The 25,569-nt window shown below is 32.5% G+C and carries 18 protein-coding genes and 1 pseudogene; 13 read left to right on the top strand and 6 right to left on the bottom strand.

The genetic code is table 11. The features are described 5' to 3' along the window. Positions 1–15: 15 nt before the first annotated feature. The 11 genes from SHYC_RS04735 to SHYC_RS04690 all read left to right on the top strand — a co-directional run bounded on the left by SHYC_RS04735 (position 16) and on the right by SHYC_RS04690 (position 16,910). A complete protein-coding gene (locus SHYC_RS04735; protein WP_052257808.1) occupies positions 16–7,014 on the top strand; it encodes a hypothetical protein in 6,999 nt (2,332 codons plus the stop codon). 13 nt (positions 7,015–7,027) lie between these two features. Further along, on the top strand, positions 7,028–7,378 hold the full coding sequence (locus SHYC_RS04730; protein WP_039644909.1) for a hypothetical protein: 351 nt from the start codon (positions 7,028–7,030) through the stop codon (positions 7,376–7,378). A 15-nt stretch (positions 7,379–7,393) separates the two neighbouring features. After that, positions 7,394–7,570, top strand: coding sequence for a hypothetical protein (locus SHYC_RS12265; protein WP_158484638.1), 177 nt, complete (start codon positions 7,394–7,396; stop codon positions 7,568–7,570). 40 nt (positions 7,571–7,610) lie between these two features. After that, on the top strand, positions 7,611–10,346 hold the full coding sequence (locus SHYC_RS04725) for a tail fiber domain-containing protein (RefSeq protein ID WP_039644902.1): 2,736 nt from the start codon (positions 7,611–7,613) through the stop codon (positions 10,344–10,346). 57 nt (positions 10,347–10,403) lie between these two features. Beyond that, positions 10,404–10,805: a guided entry of tail-anchored proteins factor 1 gene (locus SHYC_RS04720; RefSeq protein WP_039644900.1), complete on the top strand. Its 402-nt coding sequence runs from the start codon at positions 10,404–10,406 to the stop codon at positions 10,803–10,805. Positions 10,806–10,982: 177 nt separating this feature from the next. Then, positions 10,983–11,303, top strand: coding sequence for a phage holin (locus SHYC_RS04715; protein ID WP_039644898.1), 321 nt, complete (start codon positions 10,983–10,985; stop codon positions 11,301–11,303). A 24-nt stretch (positions 11,304–11,327) separates the two neighbouring features. Further along, complete coding sequence (locus tag SHYC_RS12695) at positions 11,328–13,778, top strand: phage upper tail fiber protein (RefSeq protein ID WP_052257807.1); 2,451 nt, start codon at positions 11,328–11,330, stop codon at positions 13,776–13,778. A gap of 4 nt (positions 13,779–13,782) precedes the next feature. Further along, complete coding sequence (locus SHYC_RS04705) at positions 13,783–14,178, top strand: hypothetical protein (protein WP_039644896.1); 396 nt, start codon at positions 13,783–13,785, stop codon at positions 14,176–14,178. A 55-nt stretch (positions 14,179–14,233) separates the two neighbouring features. Beyond that, a complete protein-coding gene (locus tag SHYC_RS04700; protein ID WP_039644894.1) occupies positions 14,234–15,757 on the top strand; it encodes an N-acetylmuramoyl-L-alanine amidase in 1,524 nt (507 codons plus the stop codon). A 221-nt stretch (positions 15,758–15,978) separates the two neighbouring features. Beyond that, on the top strand, positions 15,979–16,488 hold the full coding sequence (locus SHYC_RS04695; protein WP_039644892.1) for a DUF4258 domain-containing protein: 510 nt from the start codon (positions 15,979–15,981) through the stop codon (positions 16,486–16,488). A gap of 2 nt (positions 16,489–16,490) precedes the next feature. Further along, a complete protein-coding gene (locus tag SHYC_RS04690; protein WP_039644891.1) occupies positions 16,491–16,910 on the top strand; it encodes a hypothetical protein in 420 nt (139 codons plus the stop codon). Between the two features lie 44 nt (positions 16,911–16,954). Here the strand turns inward: SHYC_RS04690 and SHYC_RS04685 are convergent, their stop codons facing one another. The 3 genes from SHYC_RS04685 to SHYC_RS12260 all read right to left on the bottom strand — a co-directional run bounded on the left by SHYC_RS04685 (position 16,955) and on the right by SHYC_RS12260 (position 19,164). After that, positions 16,955–18,241 carry a dicarboxylate/amino acid:cation symporter gene (locus tag SHYC_RS04685; protein WP_039644889.1) on the bottom strand — a complete coding sequence of 429 codons (1,287 nt, stop codon included), beginning with the start codon at positions 18,239–18,241 and terminating at the stop codon, positions 16,955–16,957. Between the two features lie 234 nt (positions 18,242–18,475). After that, complete coding sequence (locus SHYC_RS04680) at positions 18,476–18,706, bottom strand: hypothetical protein (RefSeq protein ID WP_039644885.1); 231 nt, start codon at positions 18,704–18,706, stop codon at positions 18,476–18,478. 281 nt (positions 18,707–18,987) lie between these two features. Next, the gene (locus SHYC_RS12260) at positions 18,988–19,164 is read right to left on the bottom strand and encodes a hypothetical protein (protein ID WP_158484636.1); all 177 of its coding nucleotides are present in this window, start codon (positions 19,162–19,164) and stop codon (positions 18,988–18,990) included. Between the two features lie 255 nt (positions 19,165–19,419). On the opposite strand from SHYC_RS12260, the gene SHYC_RS04675 reads away from it, so the two are divergent. Beyond that, the gene (locus tag SHYC_RS04675; RefSeq protein ID WP_039644884.1) at positions 19,420–20,115 is read left to right on the top strand and encodes a hypothetical protein; all 696 of its coding nucleotides are present in this window, start codon (positions 19,420–19,422) and stop codon (positions 20,113–20,115) included. Between the two features lie 118 nt (positions 20,116–20,233). Here the strand turns inward: SHYC_RS04675 and SHYC_RS04670 are convergent. The 3 genes and pseudogenes from SHYC_RS04670 to SHYC_RS04660 all read right to left on the bottom strand — a co-directional run. Next, a pseudogene (locus tag SHYC_RS04670) lies at positions 20,234–21,214 on the bottom strand (dicarboxylate/amino acid:cation symporter); the annotation flags it as partial. Positions 21,215–21,407: 193 nt separating this feature from the next. Beyond that, entirely contained in the window at positions 21,408–21,965 is a 558-nt protein-coding gene (gene lepB, locus SHYC_RS04665) for a signal peptidase I (protein WP_039644883.1), read from the bottom strand. Positions 21,966–22,372: 407 nt separating this feature from the next. Beyond that, the gene (locus SHYC_RS04660; RefSeq protein WP_039644882.1) at positions 22,373–24,352 is read right to left on the bottom strand and encodes an Ig-like domain-containing protein; all 1,980 of its coding nucleotides are present in this window, start codon (positions 24,350–24,352) and stop codon (positions 22,373–22,375) included. 299 nt (positions 24,353–24,651) lie between these two features. Between SHYC_RS04660 and SHYC_RS04655 the strand changes: the two genes are divergently transcribed. Then, entirely contained in the window at positions 24,652–25,521 is an 870-nt protein-coding gene (locus SHYC_RS04655) for a cation diffusion facilitator family transporter (protein WP_039644880.1), read from the top strand. Positions 25,522–25,569: the final 48 nt, after the last annotated feature.

The raw sequence follows: 25,569 nt of genomic DNA, 5'->3' as shown, positions 1-25,569 counted from the left end.
TAGGAGGAAAAACAAATGGCTTTAAATAAACATTTTACTTATGATTTTGAAGATAGACCTAAACCTAAACTTTGGTTATTAAAGCCAGACTTTACAAGAATTGAGCGCATAAGTGGTATTACCAAGCTTCAAGGTACCTTTAAACATAATAATATTAATCAATTATCATTTCAGGTTGCTCCTGTTATATTCGATGAGTCAGATCATGAGTCAAGAACTAATTCGATATATAACATGATTAAAAACAAATATATAATTGAATATCATTATAACGGGTTCAAGGATTTATTAGTAATTGATGACATAAAGAAAGTTTCTAATGAATCCGATTCTATTCAAGTTGTTGCTGATTCATTATGTACTGAACTTAATAAAAAATCTGTTAACGAGATAGAATTATTAGGTACTGAGCTAAATGAAATGATTAACAAGATATTTGAATCTTATGCCCCTCTCTGGTCTATTAAATACGTTGACCCTAAACTACGTGAAGTTAAGCGAGAATTACAAGCAACTAACTCGACTGTAATGGGGTTAATTGACCAAGTTAATACTCAATTCGACTCTGTAGCTATTTTCAATAATTTGAGTCGTGAAGTCTCGTTTTATCATAAAGATAACGTTGGTACTAACCGTGGTTTACGTATAAGAGAAAATAGTTATTTAAAATCATTTGAAGATCAAACTCTTTCCAAAGATATTATTACAAGACTCTACCCGTTCGGAAATAACGGATTAACTATTCAAGGCGTTAACCCAGCTGGTACAGATTATATAGAAGACTTCTCATATTTTATGCATCCTTTTAAACGTGATGTTAACAGAAATGTTATTAAGCATAGTGATTACATGTCTGATAATTTATGTCATGCTTTATTAGACTATAAAGATTACTATGACTCTAAAAAAGAATATGCAGAACAGCTAACCAAAAAATATAGTGATTTACTTGGAGAATTTACTCAAGAACAATTTAAGTTAAATCAACTAAGCGCTATTCTAGACAGACAAAATCAGCGTAAAGAAATTTTAACACCTAAATCAGAATACATTGACCTGGGCATCAAGAAGCAAAGTTTTGACATCATTGTAGAAAAATCATCTTATTATGTACTTATGATTAAAAATAATGGAAATTTAGCTAGAATCAAGTTTCAAGGTAATAGTTATGACATTCAAAAGAACGACTGGTTATACTTAAAAATAGATTCTGGAGACTTTCAAGATGCTACTAAATACAAAGAAAAATTAACTTACAATATAAAGGCTTTAAGCAGCAATGTAAACTTACACGTTGTTTTAACAAGGTCATCTAAGGAAGATTTTGAAGATGAGAATACTAAACATATCGAAGAAAAGTATAACTATGAAAAGTATAAAGTTCTAGTGTCTAATCAGTCCAAAGCACTAAGCGTTGTTGAAAAACGAATGAAAGTCTTAGAGAATGAGAAAAAATCATTAATAGACTCTATGCACCCTAAAAATTTCTTATCTGAAGAATTATACAAAGAACGTGAGCAGTTTGTTTATGGTGGTATTTGGCAACAAGAAAATCACACTGAAGCTAAAGAACTATATGACGATGCTATTATACAAATGAAGAAGCAGAAAAAACTCAATCGACAATTGACCATAAGTGTTGTTAATTTTATACAATCTCTTGAAGATAAGCACAACTGGGATAAGTTAGTAACTGGAGATATTATTACTTTCTCTAATAAAGTTTTTAATGAAAAACTAAAAGCATATATCACTGATATGACTATTAATTTTGATGACAATAGCGTAACTCTTACTGTTAGTGATGTAATTGATTATAAAGACATGAGTGAAAAAGTATCTGAACTTATCGCTTCAACCGCTTCAAATGCAGGTCAAGTTAACTTTCATAAGCAACAAATACGTGACCAAAAAGGTAAGCTAACTAAGATGAGCAAGCTTATTCAAGGTGAATGGGATGCTAATAAAAAACGTATTATGGCAGGTAATGAAACTGTCGATATTGGCTCGCATGGTGTTAAAGTTGTTTCAAACGAGAACCCTAATGAATACGTAATAATGGTTGGTGGCGTTATTGCAATGACTAAAGATGGTGGTGAAACGTTTAAAACTGGTGTTACCCCTAGCGGTATTAATGCCGAAATGGTCATTGGTTCTATGATTATTGGTGAAACATTGACACTTGAAAATGAGTCTGGAACTGTAAGATTTGATAAAGATGGTTTAACTGCTAACGTTTCTAATTTTAACCTTCTAGCAAATGACGGTAATGATTATTTTGAAACACTGAAAAATCAAATGCGTGAAGAAAATAAAGTTCAAAATGACATAATTAGAGATGAGTTTGCACGTAAAATTGATGAAGCTATCAGTGAAGCAAATGATGTGGATTATATCGTCGAAACAACCTCAAAAGTTCTACAAGAGACCTTTAAAGACGGTATTATAACTGATGTTGAGAAACGCTTAATTGAACAAACATTATCAAATCTCGAGAAAGAAAATGCTGAATATATGCAACAGGTCGATTCGGCCTACAATAGTCCATATATATTACTAGATGACATTGTTAAATTGGATGAAGCTGTACTTATTTACAATGGTTTATACCAATCATTAGTTATGAATATAAACGAGACTGTTAAAGATAAAGAAATAACATCTCAAGAATCTAAAACTGTTAATGAGTCGTTAATTCAGTTCAAAGATGAAGTTAAAGAATTAATGCTATTGGTACAAGAAATTCTTGAACGCACAAAAGAAAACCAATTGAAACAAATAGTAGAAGATTCTAAAAGCTATGCTGAACGTATTCAAGCTGATATGAAAGATGAGATGAGCGATCTCAAAACTTCTATTCAAAAAGCTAACGACTTAATCGAGCAGTCATCAGCCGACAATATTTTTGATTCTATTGAAATTGAAAATATTAAAACAGTACTCATGATAATATCTAGTGAACTTGGTGATATTACTAATAGATATACAACAGTAATTCAAAATAAACAACTTGATAAAGAAGATAAAGCCCCTTTAGAGACAGCATATAATAGTTTATTCAACACCCACAAAGCTTTTATAGAATATGTTGAAGATATGATCGAAGATGGTAAATCTGATGATCAAGAAAAATTTAATTATAAAACTAAGTATCAAAACTACAAAAATCACTTAGCATTATTTGAGGAAAAGTATACTGAAGCCGTTCTTAAAATCTCAGAAAATTATTCTAAAGACAATGAAGGATATATTTTAGGACAATTTAATAGCTTAAAAGAAGAGATTAACAATGACTTAAAGGACTTAAAAGACAATATTGGTGAGATAGAGAATGTTGTGAGCGAATCGTTTAAAGACGGAATAATAACGTTACAAGAAAAATCTAGATTAATGGTACATCTTGATATGTTAGATCGTGAATTTAAAGATGTTGAAGAACAATATGCTACCCTAATGAGCAATAAATATATTAATGATGAAATTCGTCAATTAGTTAGCAATAAGCGTTCAGCATACACCACTACTCACACTAGGCTTAGAGAATTAATTAATAAAGTCATTGCCGATGAAAAGATTGACGCTCAAGAAAAGCAAGATGTAACTCAACTCCTAAACGATTATAATAAAAAACTTAGCGAATACACTTCTGCAATTACAGATAGCTTAGCTATAATGTCAGTAAACGCAGCTAGTGATATTGCAGCCCAACAAGCCGAAAAGTTTAATGCACTTATTTCACAAGTTAATTCAGAAGTTGAATCATTGCAAAAGCAAGTTGATGGTGCTATAGAAACACATTATGTATCACATAAACCAACGCTTAGTAATAAACCTGCTAGTGAATGGACTACTAATGATATAAAGGATGCTCATATTGGGGATTATCTATTGGATACTAAGACTGGGCTAGCTTATAGATTTATAAAAACAGAAAATGATTACACGTGGCAATTAGTAGAAGACCAAATTATAACTAATGCATTAACAAGTGCAAAAAATGCTCAAGATACAGCCGATGGTAAACGACGAGTGTTCGTTAGAGAGCCAAAACCGCCCTATGATCCTGGTGATATATGGACTCAAGGAAGACTTGGTGATATTTTAGTTTGTAAGCAAGCACGTACTTCAGGGCAAGTATATGTTTCAAGCGATTGGATTAAAGCTAGTAAATATACTGATGATACTGTTGCAAATAAAGTACAAGCTGATTTAGACGCTTACAAAGATAAAGTAAGTAAGGATATTGAAGGTTTAAAAAGTTTAACATCTGAAATTGATAAAAAAGTCCTAGATGCATTTGAAGATAGATTAATTTCTATTGAAGAAGACAGCTCTTTAAAAGCTATATTAATGATGTTAAATGTCGAACGCAATCGTATCAATAAACAAGGTGAAACTATTTCTAATAACTCACAATTATCACGAAACCTTAAAACCAAAGTCTCACAGAAATTAAGAGTTTTATTAACTAACCTAAATAATGTTACTAACTTAATTAAGAATTCAATTTCAGACAAAAAAGTAAGTGAAGAAGAAAACGCTTCTGTACAACAATCTTTAGAACTTTATAAGCAATCCATTTCAGATTATGAAGCAACTATTAATGAAGCTCTTCAAGATATTATTGCTAACACTGCAAAACAAGCTGGTCAGATAGTACAAGAAAGATTTGACGAGTGGAAGTCTTCAGAATTCACTACGACAGCAGAACAAATAGCTTCACGAGTTAGCGGTACTCAATGGCGTGATTCATATCTTCCCGAAGTAGAGTCTAAATTACAAGAGCAAAACACTAAAATTGAAGCTAGCAACTCATTTATCCAACAAAACAAAGATAAAATTACTCATGCAGTAAGTAAAAGTGAATTAGATGCTCAATTACAAAAGGTATCTACTTATGAAACTACTTACCAGGTACAAAACAAACAAGCTCAAGTTTTAAGAGAAGTTAATGGAAATGAGTTTAATGATAACTACTCTTATGAAGTAACAGCTAAAACAAGATCCAATACTACTGTCACTGGAGCAACTGCCCTATTTACTAGTAAGGGCACAGGTAAAGGATTTAATTTAACAATTATAGATGAAAAAGGCACGAACACTGTACATCCTCTTTTCGAATTAAATGAGCGTGGTAAACCAACAATAAACCTTTATCAATCTTATAGTAGAACTGCAGATATAGATGTAATCTATACAAAGTATCTAGGTACTACTACTAATTATGAACGTTTAGATTCTAAAATAGACCAAACTTCAAATAATATTACTCTTGAAGTTAAAGAACTTGCTTCTAAAAATCAACTCAACAATTTGATACCTAATACCGACTTTGGTTCAGATGAACTGGGTTGGACTGATAGTTATAGTTCAAGTAGAAATTTTCGTGTACCTAAACTTTCAGAGATGAGTATTAACTCAGATGAAAACCTGCTATTAGATAGTGGATATAGAAGTAACTTAGTTGGATATAATGGCCAAAGTCATATCAACTATAAATTAGCTAAACCATTGGAACCTAATAAGAAATATACATTACAATTTGAATACGAATCTGATGCATACTTGAATGGGTTAACAGTAATGCCATCGGCACCTCAAGGAAATCAAGAGAGAGTAATATTAAATAGAGATGAAAAGAATGTGCTTACATTTACGGCAAATTCTCAAAGCAAAGAATTAAACATATATTTTGGATATATTGGCTCTACTATCTCTAACAGTAAATTATCAATTCTAAGAGCGACTTTAGTAGAAGGTGAAAATGCTCTAGATTATAGAGGTAGTAAATCACATAGAGTTGCAGAAATGACTTTTTCTAATAATAACAGTTATCCTACTTTCTCTACTCCTTTTTCTATGGTTGGTAAAAGTGCTGACTATGCAGTTGGTGATATTTTAACCTTCTCAACATACATCTACGTACCGTCAAGTGCTAAGCCATATTTAAATGGAAATATTTATATTGAAGTAGCAACTTATGAAAATACTAAACAGATAAGTAATCCTTATTTCATGAGAGCTAGCATAGCACCACATGAAGTTAAATATGATGAATGGTTCAGAATCTCTTGCACAGGTACTGTACCTTCACAATCCACAAATGGTGAAACTAAATATTTAAGAGCATTATTAAGATATAACGGAACTTCTTCTTATGCCAATTCAAACTTAAAAATATACTATGGTTTACCTAAATTAGAATTCGGTTCTGTTGCGACTCCATGGGCTAAAAATAAGTCGGATTCATTAGACATGGATCATATAACTTCCAGAATAGCAATTAACCCTGAAAGTATTGAAATGATTACACGTAACCTTAGAATAAACACTGATATGACAGTTATTGAAAATACTAATGGCAACCTCACATTTTCAGGCGATACTCTTTCAATTACTGATAAGAGTAACAACGACTCCCTTACCCTATCACCTAAAGGCATTACACAAATTAAAGATGGAGTTACCAAACTAGAAAATGGTTACGACATGAACTCAGCTAATGTCCAGGCTTATGAACCTCAATTTTATTCTACAAACTATGTTGCAAGCGAACCGACTAACGCTAAATATAATAATAAACCTCATGTAGATATATCTGTATTTACAGGGGTGTATGTATTAGACTGGGGCACTTATGACTATGGTAAAAGACATAAGCAGTTAATAGAAAACGGTGGTACATTATGGGCTCGTGTAAATAGATATACATACGACTATACTAAACGATACTTAATGATTGAATTATCATGTATTAATAATGTTGCTGATGTGACATTACATTTAAGATGGAGAACTACTACAGGTGGTACTACATTGCATGAAGAAAAAATCAAATCAACTTCCTGGGTAACCCCTACTATTGTTATAGATTTAGAGAAAAAATTAGGTATGAAACCTAATAATAAAACTAGAATATTTGAATTACAAGCCGCTCTTACGGGAGCTAAAGCTACCTTTCACGCAGGCACTTTTCGTATTAAACGTACTGTGTTAACAGATATTAAACCATAAGGAGAGATATATTATGACTTTAAAACCTATCAAAACATATGACTCATTAGTAGATCAAGATGGCTATTACATCATGGGTCTCTCAGTACTAGCTATTGGAGTTAATACTATCGATGAAGATGGTCAATTTGGACGTTGTTCAATCGGTACTGATAACATGTTAGAAATCCCTTCTATTACTTTTATTATTGACGATAATATTCATGAGCAGATTGATGATTTACGTGTTAAGTTAATCGATAATAAATTCCACCTTGTCCCTAGAGAAGGATATGAATTTAAAGAACGTGAACTAGAAACACCTGAGCAAAGAAAGATTAGAGAGTTAGAAGAACAACTAGCTTTACTAAGAGCAAAACGATAACAAGGAGATATTTAATTGAAACAACAAACTTCATTAGAACAATTAGAAATGTCTTTAGAATATATGAAAGATAAATATTACAAAGCGCTTGAAACGATTAAAAGACAAACTGACTACACAATCGAATTGGAAATTGAAAATCAGGCTTTAAGTGTGCAATTAAATAAGATTAAAGAACAGTCACAGGACTAATAATCCTGTGGCTTTTCTTAATAATAAGGAGTGTTAAATAGTGCCTAAATTTGATAATACATATGTATTAAAACTTGATGTAAAACAACAGAACCCTAACCCACAAATCAAATTTGTACAATATGACTCAGCTTATTTATATATAGAGTTGTATGATGGTGGAAGAAGAATGGAATTGAAAGAAGGAGAACGTTTTACTGTAAGTATCGAGCATGTTGAAACTGGCACACGTAATACAGGCTTAGCCCATTATGATGGGAAGCAATTTGTAGTTTATGAACTTCGACATGCAGATATGAAACTCACAGGCACATATAAAGCACGATTTGCTTCTTATAAAGATAGAGAAAGAGTTACATCGCTTGTATTTAGATATGAAGTTTACGAGGACTTTGAACAAGTTGGCGATAAAGAAGAGCTAACTATGTTACAGGAATTATTTAATGAAACAGAAGAAAATGGAAGAGTTACACAACGTCAAGGCGAATATGCTGAAGATCGTGGAGACTATGCGAACGCAGCTGGTGACTATGCAAACACTGCTGGCGACAGTCGTATGATGAACTGGATTCCCTATGTAAAAACTATTCAAGAACGTAGTGAGAAATACCCTAATCCAAATAACGGAGATACTTTGTATGTTATTGAAGAAAACAAAGTATTCAGGTATGACGGTATTGATGCTCTAGATTGGGAAGATATAGCTGGCTGGGACACTTCTGTAATACAAGATATATATAAAACTAAAGAAGATAAAGTAGTAGTTAATAAACTAACAGATGATTTAAGAGATGAAATGAGAGCAATTACTGTTGGTGCACGTAATTTACTAGGTGGAACAGAATTCGAAAAAGATTTTAAACTAAAACAGCCTAGTAATGGATTTGATGCATCAACTGATTTAAGTCATAAAACAGTCAATATATCCCCTAACGACTCTTATTTATCAAGCTCTAGTTATTCCCTCGAATTAGAAGAAGAAGTTACACCTGATAGTTATGCTAGTATCACTTTTAAAGCAAAACCTTTAAAAGAAAATGGCACATTTAAGTTTAAAATCGGAAATTCTGAGTGGTCAGAAGAAATTAAATTAGACAATAATACTAATGATTTTAAAAAGTATAAGTTATCGACGTCAACTAAAGGTTTATCTTCAGAAAAGAAAGTTATCCATATTGCCCATAGTGTTGGATTAACTATTCAAGCTAATTCCTTAAAAGTTGAAGAAGGAAATCGTCCTACTACATGGACACCTTCATACAATGATGTTTACCAAAAGATTAAAGATTTAGATGTTAAGCTAACTCAAAAAATTGAAGACAATTCTAAGACTATTAAAAGTAATACAGGCCGAATTCAAATTTTAGAAACAGAAATGAGTACTAATGTTGTAAAGAAATCTCTTTTTGAACAAAATATGAAAGATAATGAAGAAAAGTTCTCAAAAATTACTCAAACAGCTAATGAATTTACATCTGAGGTAGGTAAAAAAGTTGGCGCCGAAGAAGTTAAATCACTGATAAATCAATCAACTGAGCGTATAAAAATTAAAGCAAATAATATCGATTTCAATGGAGCTGTATCATTTAAAAATACATCAAATAAATTAGATCCTAATGCTTTCCTCAGTATTGATAATGGTTCATTGCGTACTCGTGGTTATTATGAAAGACAGTGGCGTGATGGTAAAAATAGAAACCGTATTCAGGAAGTTAACTTGTCAGATGGTATGTTACGTATTAGTGATCCTCAAGGAGCATTAATAGACTACCCAGAATTGGCTGACACTATTAGCCCTGACAATACAACTTCCTCTACATGGAGGTCACTATATTATACATCTGACGGTATTTCAACCTTCCGTGATGGTTCAGGTAAAATTTCTGACCCTCAAGGAAGAGTGATATCTTCTGGTACAATAGAATTCTTTTCACACGCTTACTCAAAAAATCGTGGTGTTACTATCTATTCAGCTGGAGGTGCTATTGGATTACAAGCCACAGGCGGACAAATTCATGTCGACGCTGCTGCTACAGTATTTAATAGATCACGCCAATCTAATGTAGTCATTAAACCACATGAAAACCTTAGAGCTGGCACTAATGAATTCTCATTTGGTGTTAGTACAGATAATTCAGGTAGATTTGTATATGGAGATGAACAGTTAGGATTGGGCTCAGGTTTAAGATTTATGAAGTCTAAGGTGCCTACTATTTACGGCCTAGATGCTAAAGGCGATCCTTCTGCCAACGTAACACTTAATATCGGTAAGATTCAGACCGACAGTATTACCACACGTAATGGTAAGCATTCAGTATATTTCAATGGCTCTGGTGGAGGCACATTAAATACTACGTCAGCCCTTACATCAGGTGGTATTAAATCTAGTGGTCATAATTTTTATGCTGGTGTAGATGGTGAGTTTTGTGTAACTGATAAACGTGGATTTAATAGTGGTAAAAAGATTTCTTATAAACCTATTAAAGCTAGTAAATTAAACTCTGTTTCTTCGAGAAAATACAAAACTAATATTGAAGATTTAAAAGTTAATTCTCTAGAGTTACTCAAGAAAACTGACATCAAACAATATAATTTGAAGTCCGATTTAGAAAATAATATTAAGAAGACTAAATATGGCGTTATCCTTGAAGATGTAGATGAAGTGTTACATGAAGGTGATGCAATCGATGTGTATACTATGACATCTTTATTGTGGGATGCAGTTAAAAAACAACAAGCAAAAATTGAAGAACTTGAAAATGCTATTTCAAAGTAGAGGGATAAACTACTCCCCTCTACTTTTTTAATACATAATTTTAAGGAGGCTAAGCATGTGCAAAGCTTAGAGGTTAGAGTCTCTGTTGTTGAAGATGACATCAGAGACGTCAAATCAGATTTGAAAGAACTCAAAAAAGAAATGTCGGAACAAGATGAAAAGATAGAGAGAAAGATTGATGAAAAATTTAGAGAAATTGAAAATAAAATCGACAGAAATAATGATGTTCAGACCTCTAAAACAGACAAAATAGCTGATGGAATAGATTCAATCAAAGACGCAATGCACAGGCAAGAACTAACTAACCTTGACCTTAATAATAAAGTCAGTGCAATTACGAAAGACCGAAACGATGAGGTGAAGGAACGTAATAAAATGAAATGGGGAATTTACGGGATTGGTTTCTCCTTAGCCAGCTCTTTTATTTTCACGTGGTTGAAAATTACTCTAGGGTTTTAAATAAATTCTTGAACCCCTCTTTAAAGGAGGTGAAGAACAATGTTGAAATTCGCTAACCGTTATTCCCTAATTATGGGCGCAACTTTCTGGACTTGTTTTTGGTTTGGAATTTGTAAGTAATATTACTGGGTGGTTGATTCCACCCTTTTTATTTTGACTAAAATTGGAGTGAATTTAATGGAAAAATCAATGATTATTAGAACTACTCTTTTTATATATGCAGCAGTAAACCAACTTTTACTGACACGTGGCTATAGCCCTCTACCTTTTGTCGAAGGAGATATTGAACAAATTATTAACCTAGTAATAGGAATTTATTCGTCATTTGAAATTTGGCGAAAAAACAATAACTATACTCCCGAAGCTAAGCGTGCTCAAGAAAAATTAAACAAATATAAAGCTGAAGCAAAATACGCAAAAGCTACTGGTGGAACATTGTCTGTTATTAAAGATCAACCACTTGGAGCAGATATTGATATACGTGAAGAAAACTACTAATAAATGCTCGAAAGGTAGATTAAATTGAAGAAATCAAACTTACGTAATAAACTTAACTTCGCAAACAATAATAATTCTACATACTTACAAATTAAACAAGGCGATCTATCACCTATTCTCTTTAATATAGACCAGTTTGTAATTGCTGGGAAAGATAATGTCGAAGCAACTTTATACCTTAAGTCAGCTAAAAGTAAAAGCGTTGCCTATCAAAAAACATATAAGATAACTTCAAGCACACTTGCCGTGATTATCGATGTTGTCCTACCTACAGGAGTATATTTTGTTGAATTAGATATTGAAGGTAGAAAATACCCATCTAATGACTCTATAAAGCTTGTAATTAACCCATCGTCTTCAGTAGCACCAAGTGAGTTACAAGACCTTTTTACTACTGAAAAAATCACTAATAACATTATTAAAGAAGCCCTTGAAAAAATTGACGGAGAAATTAGAACTGCCAAAAAAGAAGTTGCAGTAATGTACATCGATAAAGTTGATACCGATGATGAAAAAACAACTATTAATTTTTCTGGAGGTCGTACAATTGTTATTCCTCATGGGAAAAATGGTACAGATGGAAAAGACGGAGAAAAAGGAATTAATGGTAAAGATGGTAAATCTATTACAATCGTTAAACAGGAACAGAATAGTGACTCAATAAAGCTCACCTTTTCAGATCAAACAGTTGTTACTATACCTAAAGCAAAAGATGGTGAGCGAGGTCTTAAAGGTGAAGATGGTGAATCACTTCGTATTCAACATGTTCAGAATGAAAATAATGGAGACAGAAAAGTATTTTTTAACAATGGAGATTCAGTAATTATACCTAAAGGTGATAAAGGTGATTCCGTTACAATTAAGGCTGCTATTTCTAAAGATGACAGAGTTTCTATTGAATTTTCTGACGGTAATTCTATTGACATTTTATACGGGAAAAATGGTAAAAATGGCGAATCTGCATATGAAATTGCATCAAAATATCATAATTATGATTCTGAAGATGCTTGGTTGAATTCCCTAGTTGGTAAGCAAGGAGAACCTGGTGTCGATGGTAAGGCAGGCGAAAAAGGTTTAGATGGTAAAGATGGAAAGTCAGTAAGCATAAGCTCCGTAGACTATAACTCAGACGAAGATAATGTCAAAGTTATATTCTCTGATCAAACATCAATTAGTATTCCAAAAGGTAAGCAAGGGGCAAAAGGTGAAGAAGGTGCACGTGGGCCTCGTGGATACAAAGGTAAAGATGGAAGTATTGTAACAATTAACCAAGAAACAGGCTTTTGGGAAATTGACGGCGTTCAAACTGAAGTAAAAGCACGAGTAGAATCTGTAGAAAAAATTGAAATCGATGGTGTTAATGGTCTTGAAGAAAGGTTACAACAATTACTTCGTGACGCTAAAGTTCAAATCGAAAGCTTAAAAAACAACGACATAAAATCATTATCACAAAAGCTAGATTCATTTGAACCCAAAGTTAAAGAAGAAAATAAAGCCTATATTGATAAGAAAATCGAAGAATTAATCGATAGTGCTCCCGAAAATCTTAATACATTGAATGAGTTAGCTACTGCTTTGCAAGAAAATCAAAGTTTGAGTGCTTCGGTAGTTCAACAAATATCATCTAAAATTTCTCAAGAAGAATTAAATCAAGGTTTAACAAAAAAAGCAGACAAATCCCATAAACACAATATAAATGAAGTAACTGGCTTGGACGATTGGTTGCAAAACAGTAAAACAATATTAAATGAAGAGTATAATTCTCAACTTCAAAAATTTAAAACTGAAGTTAGTGAATCATATGCTTCAAAAAAACATTCTCATGACAATAAGTACTCTCCCCTTTCACATAGACATGAAATTGATGATATCACAGGATTGGAAGAACGATTACTAAAGATTTCCCAAGGACAAATTGGTAAAGATGGTAAATCAATTACTATACAAAGCAATCTTGTAGATTCTCAAGGAAATACACAAATCACGTTTAGCGACAATACTAAGATCACAATTCCTAAAGGTCAACAAGGTGAACGGGGAGCCACAGGCGAACGTGGTCAAGATGGTGCTAAAGGTGATCGTGGAGAAGATGGTAAATCAGTAACAATCCAAAATGTTGAAGAAACTACCGTAACATCTGGTGGCAGTTGGTGGTGGGGTTCTTCTACTACAACTAAGGTTATGCGTATAACTTTTTCAGATGGTAAAACTGCTGATATTCCATTTGGCCAAGACGGGGCTAAGGGAGAAGCTGGAGCACCAGGTAAATCTGCTTATGACATCGCAAAAGAAAATGGATATTCTGGTAATGTTAGCCAATGGCTACAATCGCTTAAAGGTAAAGATGGTACCGACGGAGTTAAGGGGGAAAATGGTAAGGATGGTACAAGTATAGGTATTTGGACAGGAACACAATCTGAATATAATGAAATATCTTCTAAAGATTTCAATACCTTATACTTAATTAAGGGGTGATAAATTGGAAGCAAATTTTAACGGAGTCCGTAGGCTTATTTATAAAGGGAGAGAATATGACAAAATATACGCTGGAAACGTAAAAATATGGAGTAAACCCATCTCATTTGTTGCAAAACCCCTTCCTAGAGGCCAAACACCTGATAAAAATATAGGTGGTACAGCTCAATGGACAATTACTGGTGTTAGACCAAATAGAACATATCAAGTACAAATAACTGGAGTACAAAATGGTGTGCTAAAAGCCTCACAGGTAAAGCTAGGTGATAGCGAATTAGCTTTAGCTGGTGCAAGTGGTGGCACAGTATTTACAAGTATCACCTTCACTAACCCTGAAGGTATTTTATACATAACTATGAGCAATGTATTTACTGGTAACCCTGAGCTAACAATTTCATAAACTACTAAGTCGACTAATAATTTAGTCGGCTTATTTTTTTACAAGGAGGAAACAAATGAAAACTCAATCTCAAATAAATGATAGACTTAGAGCCTACTTTAATAAAACAGTTGATAGCCCATATAAAGTAACTAAGCCGACAAGTTATGACAAAAGATTTGCTCCTATGGAATATGGAGCTATCGACTTTGATAAACATTACCACGCTCAATGTGCTGATCTAGTTGTAGATTTTGCGTATTGGCACTCTAACGGTAATGTAAGATTACTGGGTGATGCTAGAAATTTAATTAATAATGATTTTAAAGGTTATTTTAAACTTGTGCCAAATACTAAGGAATATCTTCCTCCTGTAGGTGCTATTGCTATTTATAGAGAAGGTACGCCAGGCTATGAAAAGTTTGGTCATACTGGTTTAGTGTATGGTAATGTAACTCAATCCACATATACAATTCTTGAGCAAAACTGGAATAATAAAGCCAACCTCCCCCCTCTTTTGCGTCAAGATAACTATTATGGATGTACTCATTTCATTGTGCCTATCGTTAAAAGTAGCAATGATGGTACTAAAGTATACAAAAAGAGACGTATTTTATTAGTTGCAGGTCATGGACTAGGATATTGGTCAAATGATAGTGGAGCAGCTGCAAACGGCTATACAGAGCGTGATTTCATAAGAAAAAGTATTGTACCTCGTGTAGCTAAACATTTACGTGCATGTGGTCACACGGTTGAGCTATATGGTGGAGAATCTATGAACCAAGATTTATTCCAAGATACACGTTATGGTGATATGGTTGGTAATCATAGAGATTATGGCATGTATTGGGTTGCTAATAAAAGATATGATTCAGTAACTGAATTTCATCTCGACGCAGCAAGTCCACAAGCTTCAGGCGGCCATGTAATCATTGGTTCGGGTCTAGCACCTGATAACTTAGATAAAGCTTTACATAAAACTATTTCACAGTTCGTTGGTACTATTAGAAATATCGATCCACGTAATAACCTTTTAAATGTTAATGTCGCTAAAGCTACAGGTGTAAATTATCGATTAGTTGAACTAGGATTTATAACAAGTTTAAAAGATATGAAAAACATTGTAGACCAAATTGATGGATACTGTTTTGGTATTGCTGAAGATATTCATGGGGGCAAAATTGTTAAATCATCTTCTCCATCCACTTCAAAGCCTAAAAATATTATTAATAAGATTATCCCTTCCAAAGCGAAACCCGCTGGAAAAGCACAACCCGTATCTAAACCTAAACCTAGAACTGAATTTGCTTGGTCAGGAGTATTTACAACATTTGCTAGAAACAGTCAACCAATTGTTGTTCGTAGAGGCGTTGGGTTAAAAGCCACTCAAGTTGATAGTAGCTCTTGGATTTATCCAAATCAATATGTGGATTATGACAGATTGTACAAGAAAGACGGATATTGGTGGATTAGATTTACGTATCCTACTAACCCATCAGCTGGTAATTTCTATATGCCTATAGGCAAGATAGGAGCTACTGAAAAGATTTTAGTGGATAAAACTTTATGGGGAACTTTAAGCGTTAAATCTAAAAAATAAATAATATTAACACATAGCAAAATTGAATAGATTATTAGCGTAAGTAATTACGTATTTAATGTCCTCAATGCATTATTGACATTTAACTCTCCAATAAGAAAAACCCAATTTATTTTTAAATTATAGTAAATTATTTTTCCTAACTATTACTATTAAAATTTTTATAATTTAACTATTTATATTGCACCTAATATATGTTAAAGTATGTTTGGAGGTGCAATATGAATAAAACAATTAAATTCATAACTTTTTCTATAATTTTCTCTTTAGTTTTGACATTCGCAACTTCTGGATTTGTTGAGGCAAAGGAATACCCTACTGAAGATCAATTGAAAAATGATCCTTATACTATTGAGCTTTCTAAAGATGAGATAGCTTCTGAGAAAAATATTGTTTTTGATGACACAGACGAAGCTGTTATGATACCTAGAGCACTACCTTTAATACCTTTTGTTGGTGGTGCTGTCTTTAGTATTTTAGCTAAGCAAGGTGTAAAAACTTTTATCAAACATATTTCGAGGCATGCCCTTGAAAGAGCTGGTCAAAGAGGTATAACTAAGCACATGATGGCTAATACCATCAAAAATGGCGCTAAATACACTGACAGAAAAACAGGGGCAAAAATTTTATATGATAGAAAAACTGGAACTACATTAGTAATTAAAGGCAATAAAATTGTTACTACTTATATACAAAAATCACCTAAAAAAGTGTGGAGAAAGGGTCATTAGTTTTGGATTCTAAAAATATAATTTTAAAAGATGCTTTTTACAGTAATAGCAAAAGCTCTTTAACTTTAAAACCTTTAAGAAATACTACTGACGATGAAGAAAAGATTATTTATTACGAGGTTATTGTAGAATTTGAAAATCAAAAATTTAAAAGTGAATTAGCTATATTCGAAGAAGACATTGAAAACCTAAAAAACTTTGAGTATACATTTCCTATGACTGACTTCTATTTTATTGAGCCAGATATTACTTTCACTATTTTAGATTATGAAAGTGAATACTTAAGCTTGTATGTTAATCTCGATTCCGGATTAAGATATAGTAATGAATGTACTGAATCAGGTTTATCAGTTAGACTAAATGTTACTAAAGAAGATATTGATAGATTCATGAATAAAATTATTACAATAGATAATATATAGAATATAAATCAGGTGAAGATTAACTCCACCTGATTTTTTTGTATTTATTCTACATACATATTCCCTTTTAATTTACGCCCTTCTCGCTCAGACAAGATTAATGCACACGCTGCGTCACCTGTAATATTAACCGCTGTACGAGTCATATCTAACAAGCGATCAATACCTAAAATGATACCTATTGCAGCAGGATTTAACCCAACAGCTGTTAAAACCATCGCTAACATGATAAGACCTACTCCAGGAACACCCGCAGTACCTACAGAGGCAATAACTGCAATTGCAACTACGGTAATTAATTGCAATATAGATAAATCAACACCTGATAATTGTGCAATAAACACTGTTGCAACACCTTGTAAAATGGCTGTGCCGTCCATGTTCACTGTTGCGCCAAGAGGCTGTACGAAACTCGCAATTTCAGGACGAACCCCCATACGTTTCGTACATTCCATAGATACAGGTAATGCGGCGTTTGAGCTTGAACCCCCAAAACCTACTGTAATCGCTGGTAAAAATCCTTTAAAAAATTCCATTGGGCTTTTACGTGCTAGGAATTTAACTGCTCCTCCATAGACAACAAAGAAGTGGATAAATAACGCAGCTAAGACGACGATAAAGTATAATCCGAGTTGTCGTATTGCACCAAACCCTGCTTCTGTAAAAGCATGCGCGACTAAACCAAAAGTACCAATTGGCGCAAAAACGTTCATAATCATAGAAATAATAAACATGAGCACTTCGTTAAATTGTTCAAAGAATTTATGTACAATTTTTCCTTTCTCACCAACCATCATAATTCCAATACCGATAAAGATAGCGAAAGTGATGATTTGAAGCATATTCCCTTCTGTCATAGCTTGTACTGCATTTTTCGGGAAGAAATTGATTAAAGTTTGATCAAAAGTTTGATTCATTGGTGAGTCAGCACCAGCTTTTTGACTGTCCAGTTGCTTTTGATACGTCGCAACTTCTTCGCCTTTTAATAAATCCGAATGTCCTTCACCAGGTTTAACCACTAGAGCAATAATCATTGCTAGAGTAATCGCAAGCGCTGTCGTAGTTAAAAAGAAAATCATTGTTTTTAATCCTATTCCACCTAGTAATTTAGGATCACCCACACCAATTACACCGAGTACAATAGAAACAAATACGACAGGTACAACAAGCATGAAAATTAAATTCAAGAAAATTTGTCCAATTACATTCAGAATATACTTGTCAATTAACTTAACCCATTGTGCCCCTTCAAAAAAGTTTAATAATGAACCTAGTATAATACCTACTACCAAAGCAATAACAATCTTCATTGTTAATCCTTTAAACTTCATAATATATCCCCTCTCTTCTTAATATAGTAATTATAATCTGAAAATTAGGAGAATAGCAATACGAATTTTCTTTGTTTTCGGTTATAATTTATCTTTTTAATATACACTTTTAAACCAAAAATTGAGATAAAATAATACTTTTATCGCTAAAAATCATAAAAAAACACCCCTAAACAGTTAGCTTAGGAATGCTATTATGTATGGTTTTGTCAAAGTTTAATATATTTTTACTTTTTAGAACTTTTGACGGATCATTGAGTTAAGTTTGCTCTCTTCAACTTTTCTAGCAATTATAGATGCACTTTCATTTACAGCAGTTATTTCATTTATGTTAGTTACCTTTAATATTTTTGACTCCCCAAACTTATCCCTTACCATAATCACTACGTCCGCCACATTATATATATCCAGATTATTAAATGTCGTATTATCAAACATACCTTCAATTTTAATTAAGTTTTTCATAAAAGTTTATTCTTTCCCTTCAAAAATAAATTGAAATATATATTCAATACCGCCTGCGAACTTTCTTCTTTTCTCCTAACTATAAACACACTTGTTGAACCCCTTTATAGTCCATTTTTTAATCATGGCAATAGAAGCTATTTATACTCTGGCATTAGAAAAAAATACTCGCTTAGGTAAATCCACATCTTCCAGTTGTATAGTCTTGTTGCTAGTTAAAATTATAGCATAACGCAAGGTAATTGCTAACTATTATTTGACCCATTATATAATTTATTTTATTAGTTGATTCTTTCAAATTGAACATTAACATCTTTAGTGTTTTTCAACACTAAACTCTCTCCATACTGATTCCTAATAATTGTTACAATGTCGAATACGTTACCTTTTTCAAACGAATACTTATCCTTCTCATTTACTGTGTTATCAGTTTTTACTGTAAGTTTATATTGTTTCATAAAGATCCTCCCACCATTAAAACGCGAACGTGTGTTCTATATTTATATCTTACCCTCATACCAAAAAAATGTCAAAGATTTTCTAAAGATTATAGAATATGTAGCTATTTATTGTTATATTTATAATGAGTTGTGCACATAACTGATGCATTTTAATTATTATCTTTAATGTAAAACTACTCATCGGATATTATATTAAAATAATTTCTTTTTGTTGTACGACTGATACATATTAATAAAAAGGGATGGTTTTAAGTGAGGAAATTTTTTCGAGTATTTGTAATCTTATCAATTTGCTTAATTGCTTTGTCAGCATGTGGTAATGACAAATCATCTAAGAAAAAAGAAGACGCTAACAAAGATAAAGATGTTAGAGTGACGCTTGCCGATGTGTTAAATGATAAGTCAGAACGTAAAATCATGCTTGCTCATGATAAAGGATATTATGAAAGTCCAGAAATAATTTGGGCTGGTACCATTGGTAATGGTAAAGTTGAAGCTCATCCTTACACTAATTATGATGGGTTCACGGTTGGCGATGTTATTGATTTATCAATGGACGATTATAAGAAAAAACTTAGTGAGATAGATGAAGAATATCGTCAATATGGAAAGAATCCTAAAAAGAAAATTGATTTCAAACCTGTACCAGCAAAAGTACTTTTACTACAATCATGGGATAAACAAGATAAAGCTAAAGCTGTCGGCCTCTATCATGAAGGTGAATTTTATGATAAAGATGACGAATATGAATTAATAGGTCGTGGATACGATCAAGTTAGAATGGATGTACCTAAAGGTTGGTTAGGATTAGCTATGCAAGAAGAAGATAAGAAACAACCATATTTTCTATATGTGGAAGCTAAAGATAATGAAAGTTCATTCGAACTAGACAATATTGAAAAGACTAAAAAGAAATATAAAGATGTAGAAGTTTATAAAGAGAAATAAATAATAAAGGCTCATTCCATAGTTGGATGAGCCTTTTACTTTTGGGTTTTAATTTATTATGAAGTTTGATAAAGACTGTCACATCAAGGGAATAAGCCATTTAAATATTGTTGCAGACCACTGGGTGTTTAAATCCAGTACCGTCCATATTCACAGTCGCGCCAAGAGGCTGTACGAAACTCGCTATTTCAGGACGGACACCCATACGTTTAGTACATTCCATTGATACGGGTAATGCAGCGTTTGAACTTGAACCTCCAAAACCAACTGTAATTGCTGGTAAAAATCCTTTAAAAAATTCCATTGGACTTTTACGTGCTAGGAATTTGATTGCACCACCATAAACCACGAAGAAATGAATAAACAATGCTGCAAGTACAACGATAAAATATAGACCGAGCTGTCGTATTGCACCAAATCCTGCTTCCGTAAAAGCATGTGCCACTAAACCAAATGTCCCGATGGGTGCGAATACGTTCATAATCATTGAAATAATATACATGAGCACTTCGTTAAATTGTTCAAAGAATTTATGTACAATTTTACCTTTTTCTCCAACCATCATGATTCCTATACCGATAAAGATAGCGAAAGTGATGATTTGAAGCATATTCCCTTCCGTCATAGCTTGTACCGCATTTTTAGGGAAGAAATTGATTAATGTTTGATCAAATGTTTGATTCATTGGTGAATCTGCGCCTGCTTTTTGACTATCGAGTTGCTTTTGATACGTTGCAACTTCTTCACTCTTTAACAAATCAGAATGACCTTCACCTGGTTTTACAATTAACGCTAACACCATTGCTAATGTAATCGCTAGAGCCGTTGTCGTTAAAAAGAAAACCATTGTTTTTAATCCTATTCCACCGAGTAATTTCGGATCACCTACGCCGATTACCCCCAGTACAATAGATACAAAAACAACTGGTACAACAAGCATGAAAATTAAATTCAAGAAAATTTGTCCGATAACATTTAAAATATATTTATTAATAAATGTAACCCATTGTTGACCTTCGAAAAAATTAAAAAGCGACCCCAATGTGATTCCCAAAATTAAGGCAATGACAATTTTCATTGTTAAACCCTTAAACTTCATAATATATCCCCCTTTTCCTAATAAACATATTATAATCAGAAAATTAGCAAAAGAGCAATATAAATTTGATTAAGCATCATTAAAACGCAAACGATAAAATAATGTTATTGTCATAAAAATGATTAATGCGTGATTAAATACTTTATACGGATATGCGCGCAAATATTTTAACCCGATACCGTGCTACATCTATTTATGAAAAATTAAAACGCCATTCATTTAATGGTAAAAACCTAAATATTACTTTTCCAACAATTTGATCCTTTCGTATTAATCCCACACCCTTATCTCTACTATCTACACTGTTTTCTCGATTATCACCTAGGACTAAAAAGTGATTTTTAGGTATCGTACTTCCCTCTGCACCATTTATATCAGATAATATAAAATCATTGGTGAGTTGATTGCCCAATTTATTCTTTTTATTCGTGTCTAAATAAGGTTCTTTGACTTCCTTATTGTTGATATATAAAACATCATCTTTGTAAATAACTGAATCACCTTCTTTAGCAATCACTCGTTTTATAAAATCTTGATGTTTTTTTTGATGAAATACTATAATATCTCCATGTTCAATATGATTAAATGTTTTAGATATTTTACTCACAATTACTCTATCTTTATCATCAAATGTGGGATACATAGACAATCCACTAACATTATAAGTTACGAATAAATATTTCATAATTAAAAATACTGCAAGAACAGCAAGTAGTATTGAAATAATCCACTCAAACGTTTCTTTTTTCATATTTTCACCTTTTGCCTTATCATTGTTGTTAATTTAATAATGATTATGACCTATATGTTTTATAACAATACAAGCCATATGTATAATATCTCGTTTTTTCTATCTACTTTAAAATTTATATTGAATGATATGATGCCCTTGTTTGTATTCCTTTTAAAAGGGATACAAATAATGAAAACACTATTTTCATTATTAATATTTTCTCTATGCCTATACTCTTTTGTTCAAAATTAAATACATAACCAATTTATAATATTATAATTAATGATTATAAAAGTCCATTAAAAATCCCTCTCTATACAAATGTAATTAGAGAGGGATTAATAAGACTTATATCATAAAGCGAAAATCATACTTTTTATTTGTTGGGATGAATGTGTAAAAGCATCTATTTCCACTTACTAATATTAATTTTTAGAATCTTTACGGCGTTTAATAAATGCTGTTAATCCTAAAAATGCTAACAATACGCCTAATAATGTTGTAGGTTCAGTTGATGTTGATTGTCCTGTTTCAGGCAACATTGTATGTCTATTTTTTTCTTTTTCTGCATGAATTGGTCGATGTGGTTTCATCATAGATTGATCTTTAACAGTTGGTGGCGTAATCATATGATGATCCTCTTTCATTTTAGAACCTTTAGACTTTTCAGATTTCATATCCTTTTCTGGCATAGGCATTTTATGCTCTGGTTTTGGCTGTGGTTTCTTCATCTCATCTTTATGTTCTGGTTTTGGCTGTGGTTTCTTCATCTCTTCTTTATGCTCTGGTTTCATATGTTGATTTGAGTCTTTTTCAGGTGTAGGTTTATTCATTTCACCTTGCGGCATTGGTACGTTTTCTTTATCCTTAGGTGTCATTTTGTTGTCATTTTCTGGCTTTGGCTGTTGTTTTTCTTCACCTTTAGGTTGTTCTTTATTTTTTTCCTCTTCCATTTTTGCATCTTTTATGTCTGATGTCGCAGAACCACTACCAGTCACATTATCTTTGAATACATTAATTTGGTTACTCCAAGCAACGTGCGCTACTTTTTCTTCTGTAATTGGATTTTTAAAACCTAATAGTTGCGTTTCAAATTTTATTGTATTCGCATTTTCATTAAACGTACCATTAAATACAATAACATATTGTCTATTTAATGGTGTCATTTCAACATTGTATCCGTGATTACTTTTGAATAATTTTCCATCAAATAAATACGTTACATCTTTAAAGGCAGCACCATTTGAAAGATTATAACTTAAACTTGGATTTACAGTGCCCTTTCCTATATATTCATATATTTTTACAGAAGGATCACCTTTGAACACTTGTCCATGTACTAACATGCCAGATAGCAAGCCACTTTTTGCCGCTTCTGTTTCACTCGTAACAAATGTGATATGTTCAAATGTTTTCTTTTCTGGATTGATATGACTAAAAGTCCCATTCACTTTTACACCTTTTTGTGACACGCCTTGATCATACTTCACATTTATATTGCGTTCTGTTTTCATAGAACCAATCGTTGCAGTTACAGTTTGTTTACCTTCATTCGGTACATTTTGACGATTGATATATAAATCTAAATTTAATGTCGCTTTTATATTTGTGCGTTGCGTTACATAATCTGTAAATGTATATCTAAATTTATGGTTATCAATGAGTTTACCAATTGCTACAATGTTCGTACCTTCTTTGATATTAGGAAGCGTTCGATTATCAACAACTCCTTTAGTATTCACATTTTGAGAGATGTAAACATCTACGTAATCTCCAGATTGAACATCTTTTCCTAATTGCCATTGATATTTTAATTTTAATTTATCGCCTTTATGTGGGTTTACGTGTTTCGTATCGCTTTTGTCCGCATTCGCAGAGTGATCTACCTTGATTTCTGCCGAACGTACGGTAACTTTTGACGAAATATTTCTTTTATCTACAACAGATTGTGATTTTTTTAAAGTGTCTACATTTTTACCGTTGGCTTTAGGTTGACTTGTATTATTTTTTTGTAATTTTGATGAATTAGATATGTTAGATGTAGATGAATGTTGCTTATCTTGTGGTTTTACTTTAGGAGTTGCGTTATCTTTGTTTACATGCGTTGAAGTGTCTGTTGGCTTTGCAGTGTTTGGCATGTTTTGTTCTGTGGTAACTTGATTTTGCGTACTTTTATCAACTTGAGTTGATGTGTTTAAAGCGGGTTGTGATACGGTTTCATTTTTTAAATTTGTATGCATTTCTGTTTTCGAAGTTGGTGATGTTTGCGTATCTTTTTCAACTTCTGCAGCTTGTGCATCACCAGTACCGATGTTAGCTAAAAAGATAATCATTCCTAAAACGACAGATGCTGCACCAATTTTGTATTTTCGAATACTATGTGTGTGTTTAATCTTGTTGTTCATTCGACTTTCCTCCAATTTAAAAAATTTTTTGAGTGTCATTCTGCTTAAAAAAGTACTGCTTAAATAGAACATAACACCTAATTTTATAAATAAATAGTGCTAGATACTATATTTAAGATATTTTAAAATTCTTTTTAGATTACTTATGATAGCCTTAAGGTTTCGATGGTAAATATCCATCTTTATTCTAATTTTACATAGAAATGCCCTAGAGGAGAACTTAAACTAAATAAAATGACTAGCATTTAAATGTTTTTAATAGGATAATAAAAGAACGTTATATTTTTGGAGTGTTGTGTGTGCAAATTGAATATAAACTTTCCCAAGCAAAAAAAGGTGCTTACTTAAGTATTGTGACCTACACTGCTTTAACAATTTTAAAAATTTTATATGGTTGGATCGCTAATAGTCATGGTTTAACAGCTGATGGTATTAATAATGCGACGGATGTGATAAGTTCTGTTGCCATACTGATCGCCTTATACATTTCTCAAAAACCAGTGGATAAAAATCATCCTTATGGGCACTACCGATCAGAATTTATTGCGTCACTGATTGCTGCATTTATTATGTTTGCCGTAAGTATTCAAGTGATTACCACTGGTATTCGTCATTTTTACGAAGGATCATTCCAAGAGCCTAGCCAATCAGCTGTCATTGTCGGTATCTTATCAGCAATCGTAATGTTTGTTGTTTTTATCTATAATCGCAACTTATCGAGACGTGTGAACAGTAGTGCATTAAAAGCTGCAAGCTATGATAATTTGTCAGATGCGTTAGTTTCAATAGGTACAGTAATTGGAATTGTCGGCGTTTATATGGGGATACCTATGTTAGATACGATTGCCGCTATCATTATCGGCTTACTCATAATGAAAACGAGTATCGATATTTTTAAGGAAACAGCCATTACACTTACAGATGGTTATGATGAAGATGCCTTAGATGAAATATACGAAATTATTTCTAAAATTAAAGGTATTTATGAAATTAGAGATATTAAAGCACGGAGTCACGGTGTCATGTCGTTCATCGATGTTACCATATCAGTTAATCCGGACTTGAATGTTGTTGAAAGTCATGAAATTTCAGATTACATCGAATCTGAACTACAACAACACCTAGGAGAAGTTGAAACAATCGTGCATATTGAGCCACATATATCATAAATTTAAGCCCTAACGTTCAAAATGAATGTTAGGGCTTTTTGGTATTTT

The organism is Staphylococcus hyicus, from assembly GCF_000816085.1.
Classification (GTDB): domain Bacteria; phylum Bacillota; class Bacilli; order Staphylococcales; family Staphylococcaceae; genus Staphylococcus; species Staphylococcus hyicus.
Note: the sequence above shows the minus strand (reverse complement) of the source record. Positions and strands in the feature narration are given on the sequence as shown.

Coding starts and splice junctions, on each gene's coding strand:
- SHYC_RS04735 (WP_052257808.1), top strand. CDS start 16: ATGGCTTTAAATAAACATTTTACTTATGATTTTGAAGATAGACCTAAA.
- SHYC_RS04730 (WP_039644909.1), top strand. CDS start 7,028: ATGACTTTAAAACCTATCAAAACATATGACTCATTAGTAGATCAAGAT.
- SHYC_RS04715 (WP_039644898.1), top strand. CDS start 10,983: ATGGAAAAATCAATGATTATTAGAACTACTCTTTTTATATATGCAGCA.
- SHYC_RS04700 (WP_039644894.1), top strand. CDS start 14,234: ATGAAAACTCAATCTCAAATAAATGATAGACTTAGAGCCTACTTTAAT.
- SHYC_RS04695 (WP_039644892.1), top strand. CDS start 15,979: ATGAATAAAACAATTAAATTCATAACTTTTTCTATAATTTTCTCTTTA.
- SHYC_RS04685 (WP_039644889.1), bottom strand. CDS start 18,241: ATGAAGTTTAAAGGATTAACAATGAAGATTGTTATTGCTTTGGTAGTA.
- SHYC_RS04680 (WP_039644885.1), bottom strand. CDS start 18,706: ATGAAAAACTTAATTAAAATTGAAGGTATGTTTGATAATACGACATTT.
- SHYC_RS12260 (WP_158484636.1), bottom strand. CDS start 19,164: ATGAAACAATATAAACTTACAGTAAAAACTGATAACACAGTAAATGAG.
- lepB (WP_039644883.1), bottom strand. CDS start 21,965: ATGAAAAAAGAAACGTTTGAGTGGATTATTTCAATACTACTTGCTGTT.
- SHYC_RS04660 (WP_039644882.1), bottom strand. CDS start 24,352: ATGAACAACAAGATTAAACACACACATAGTATTCGAAAATACAAAATT.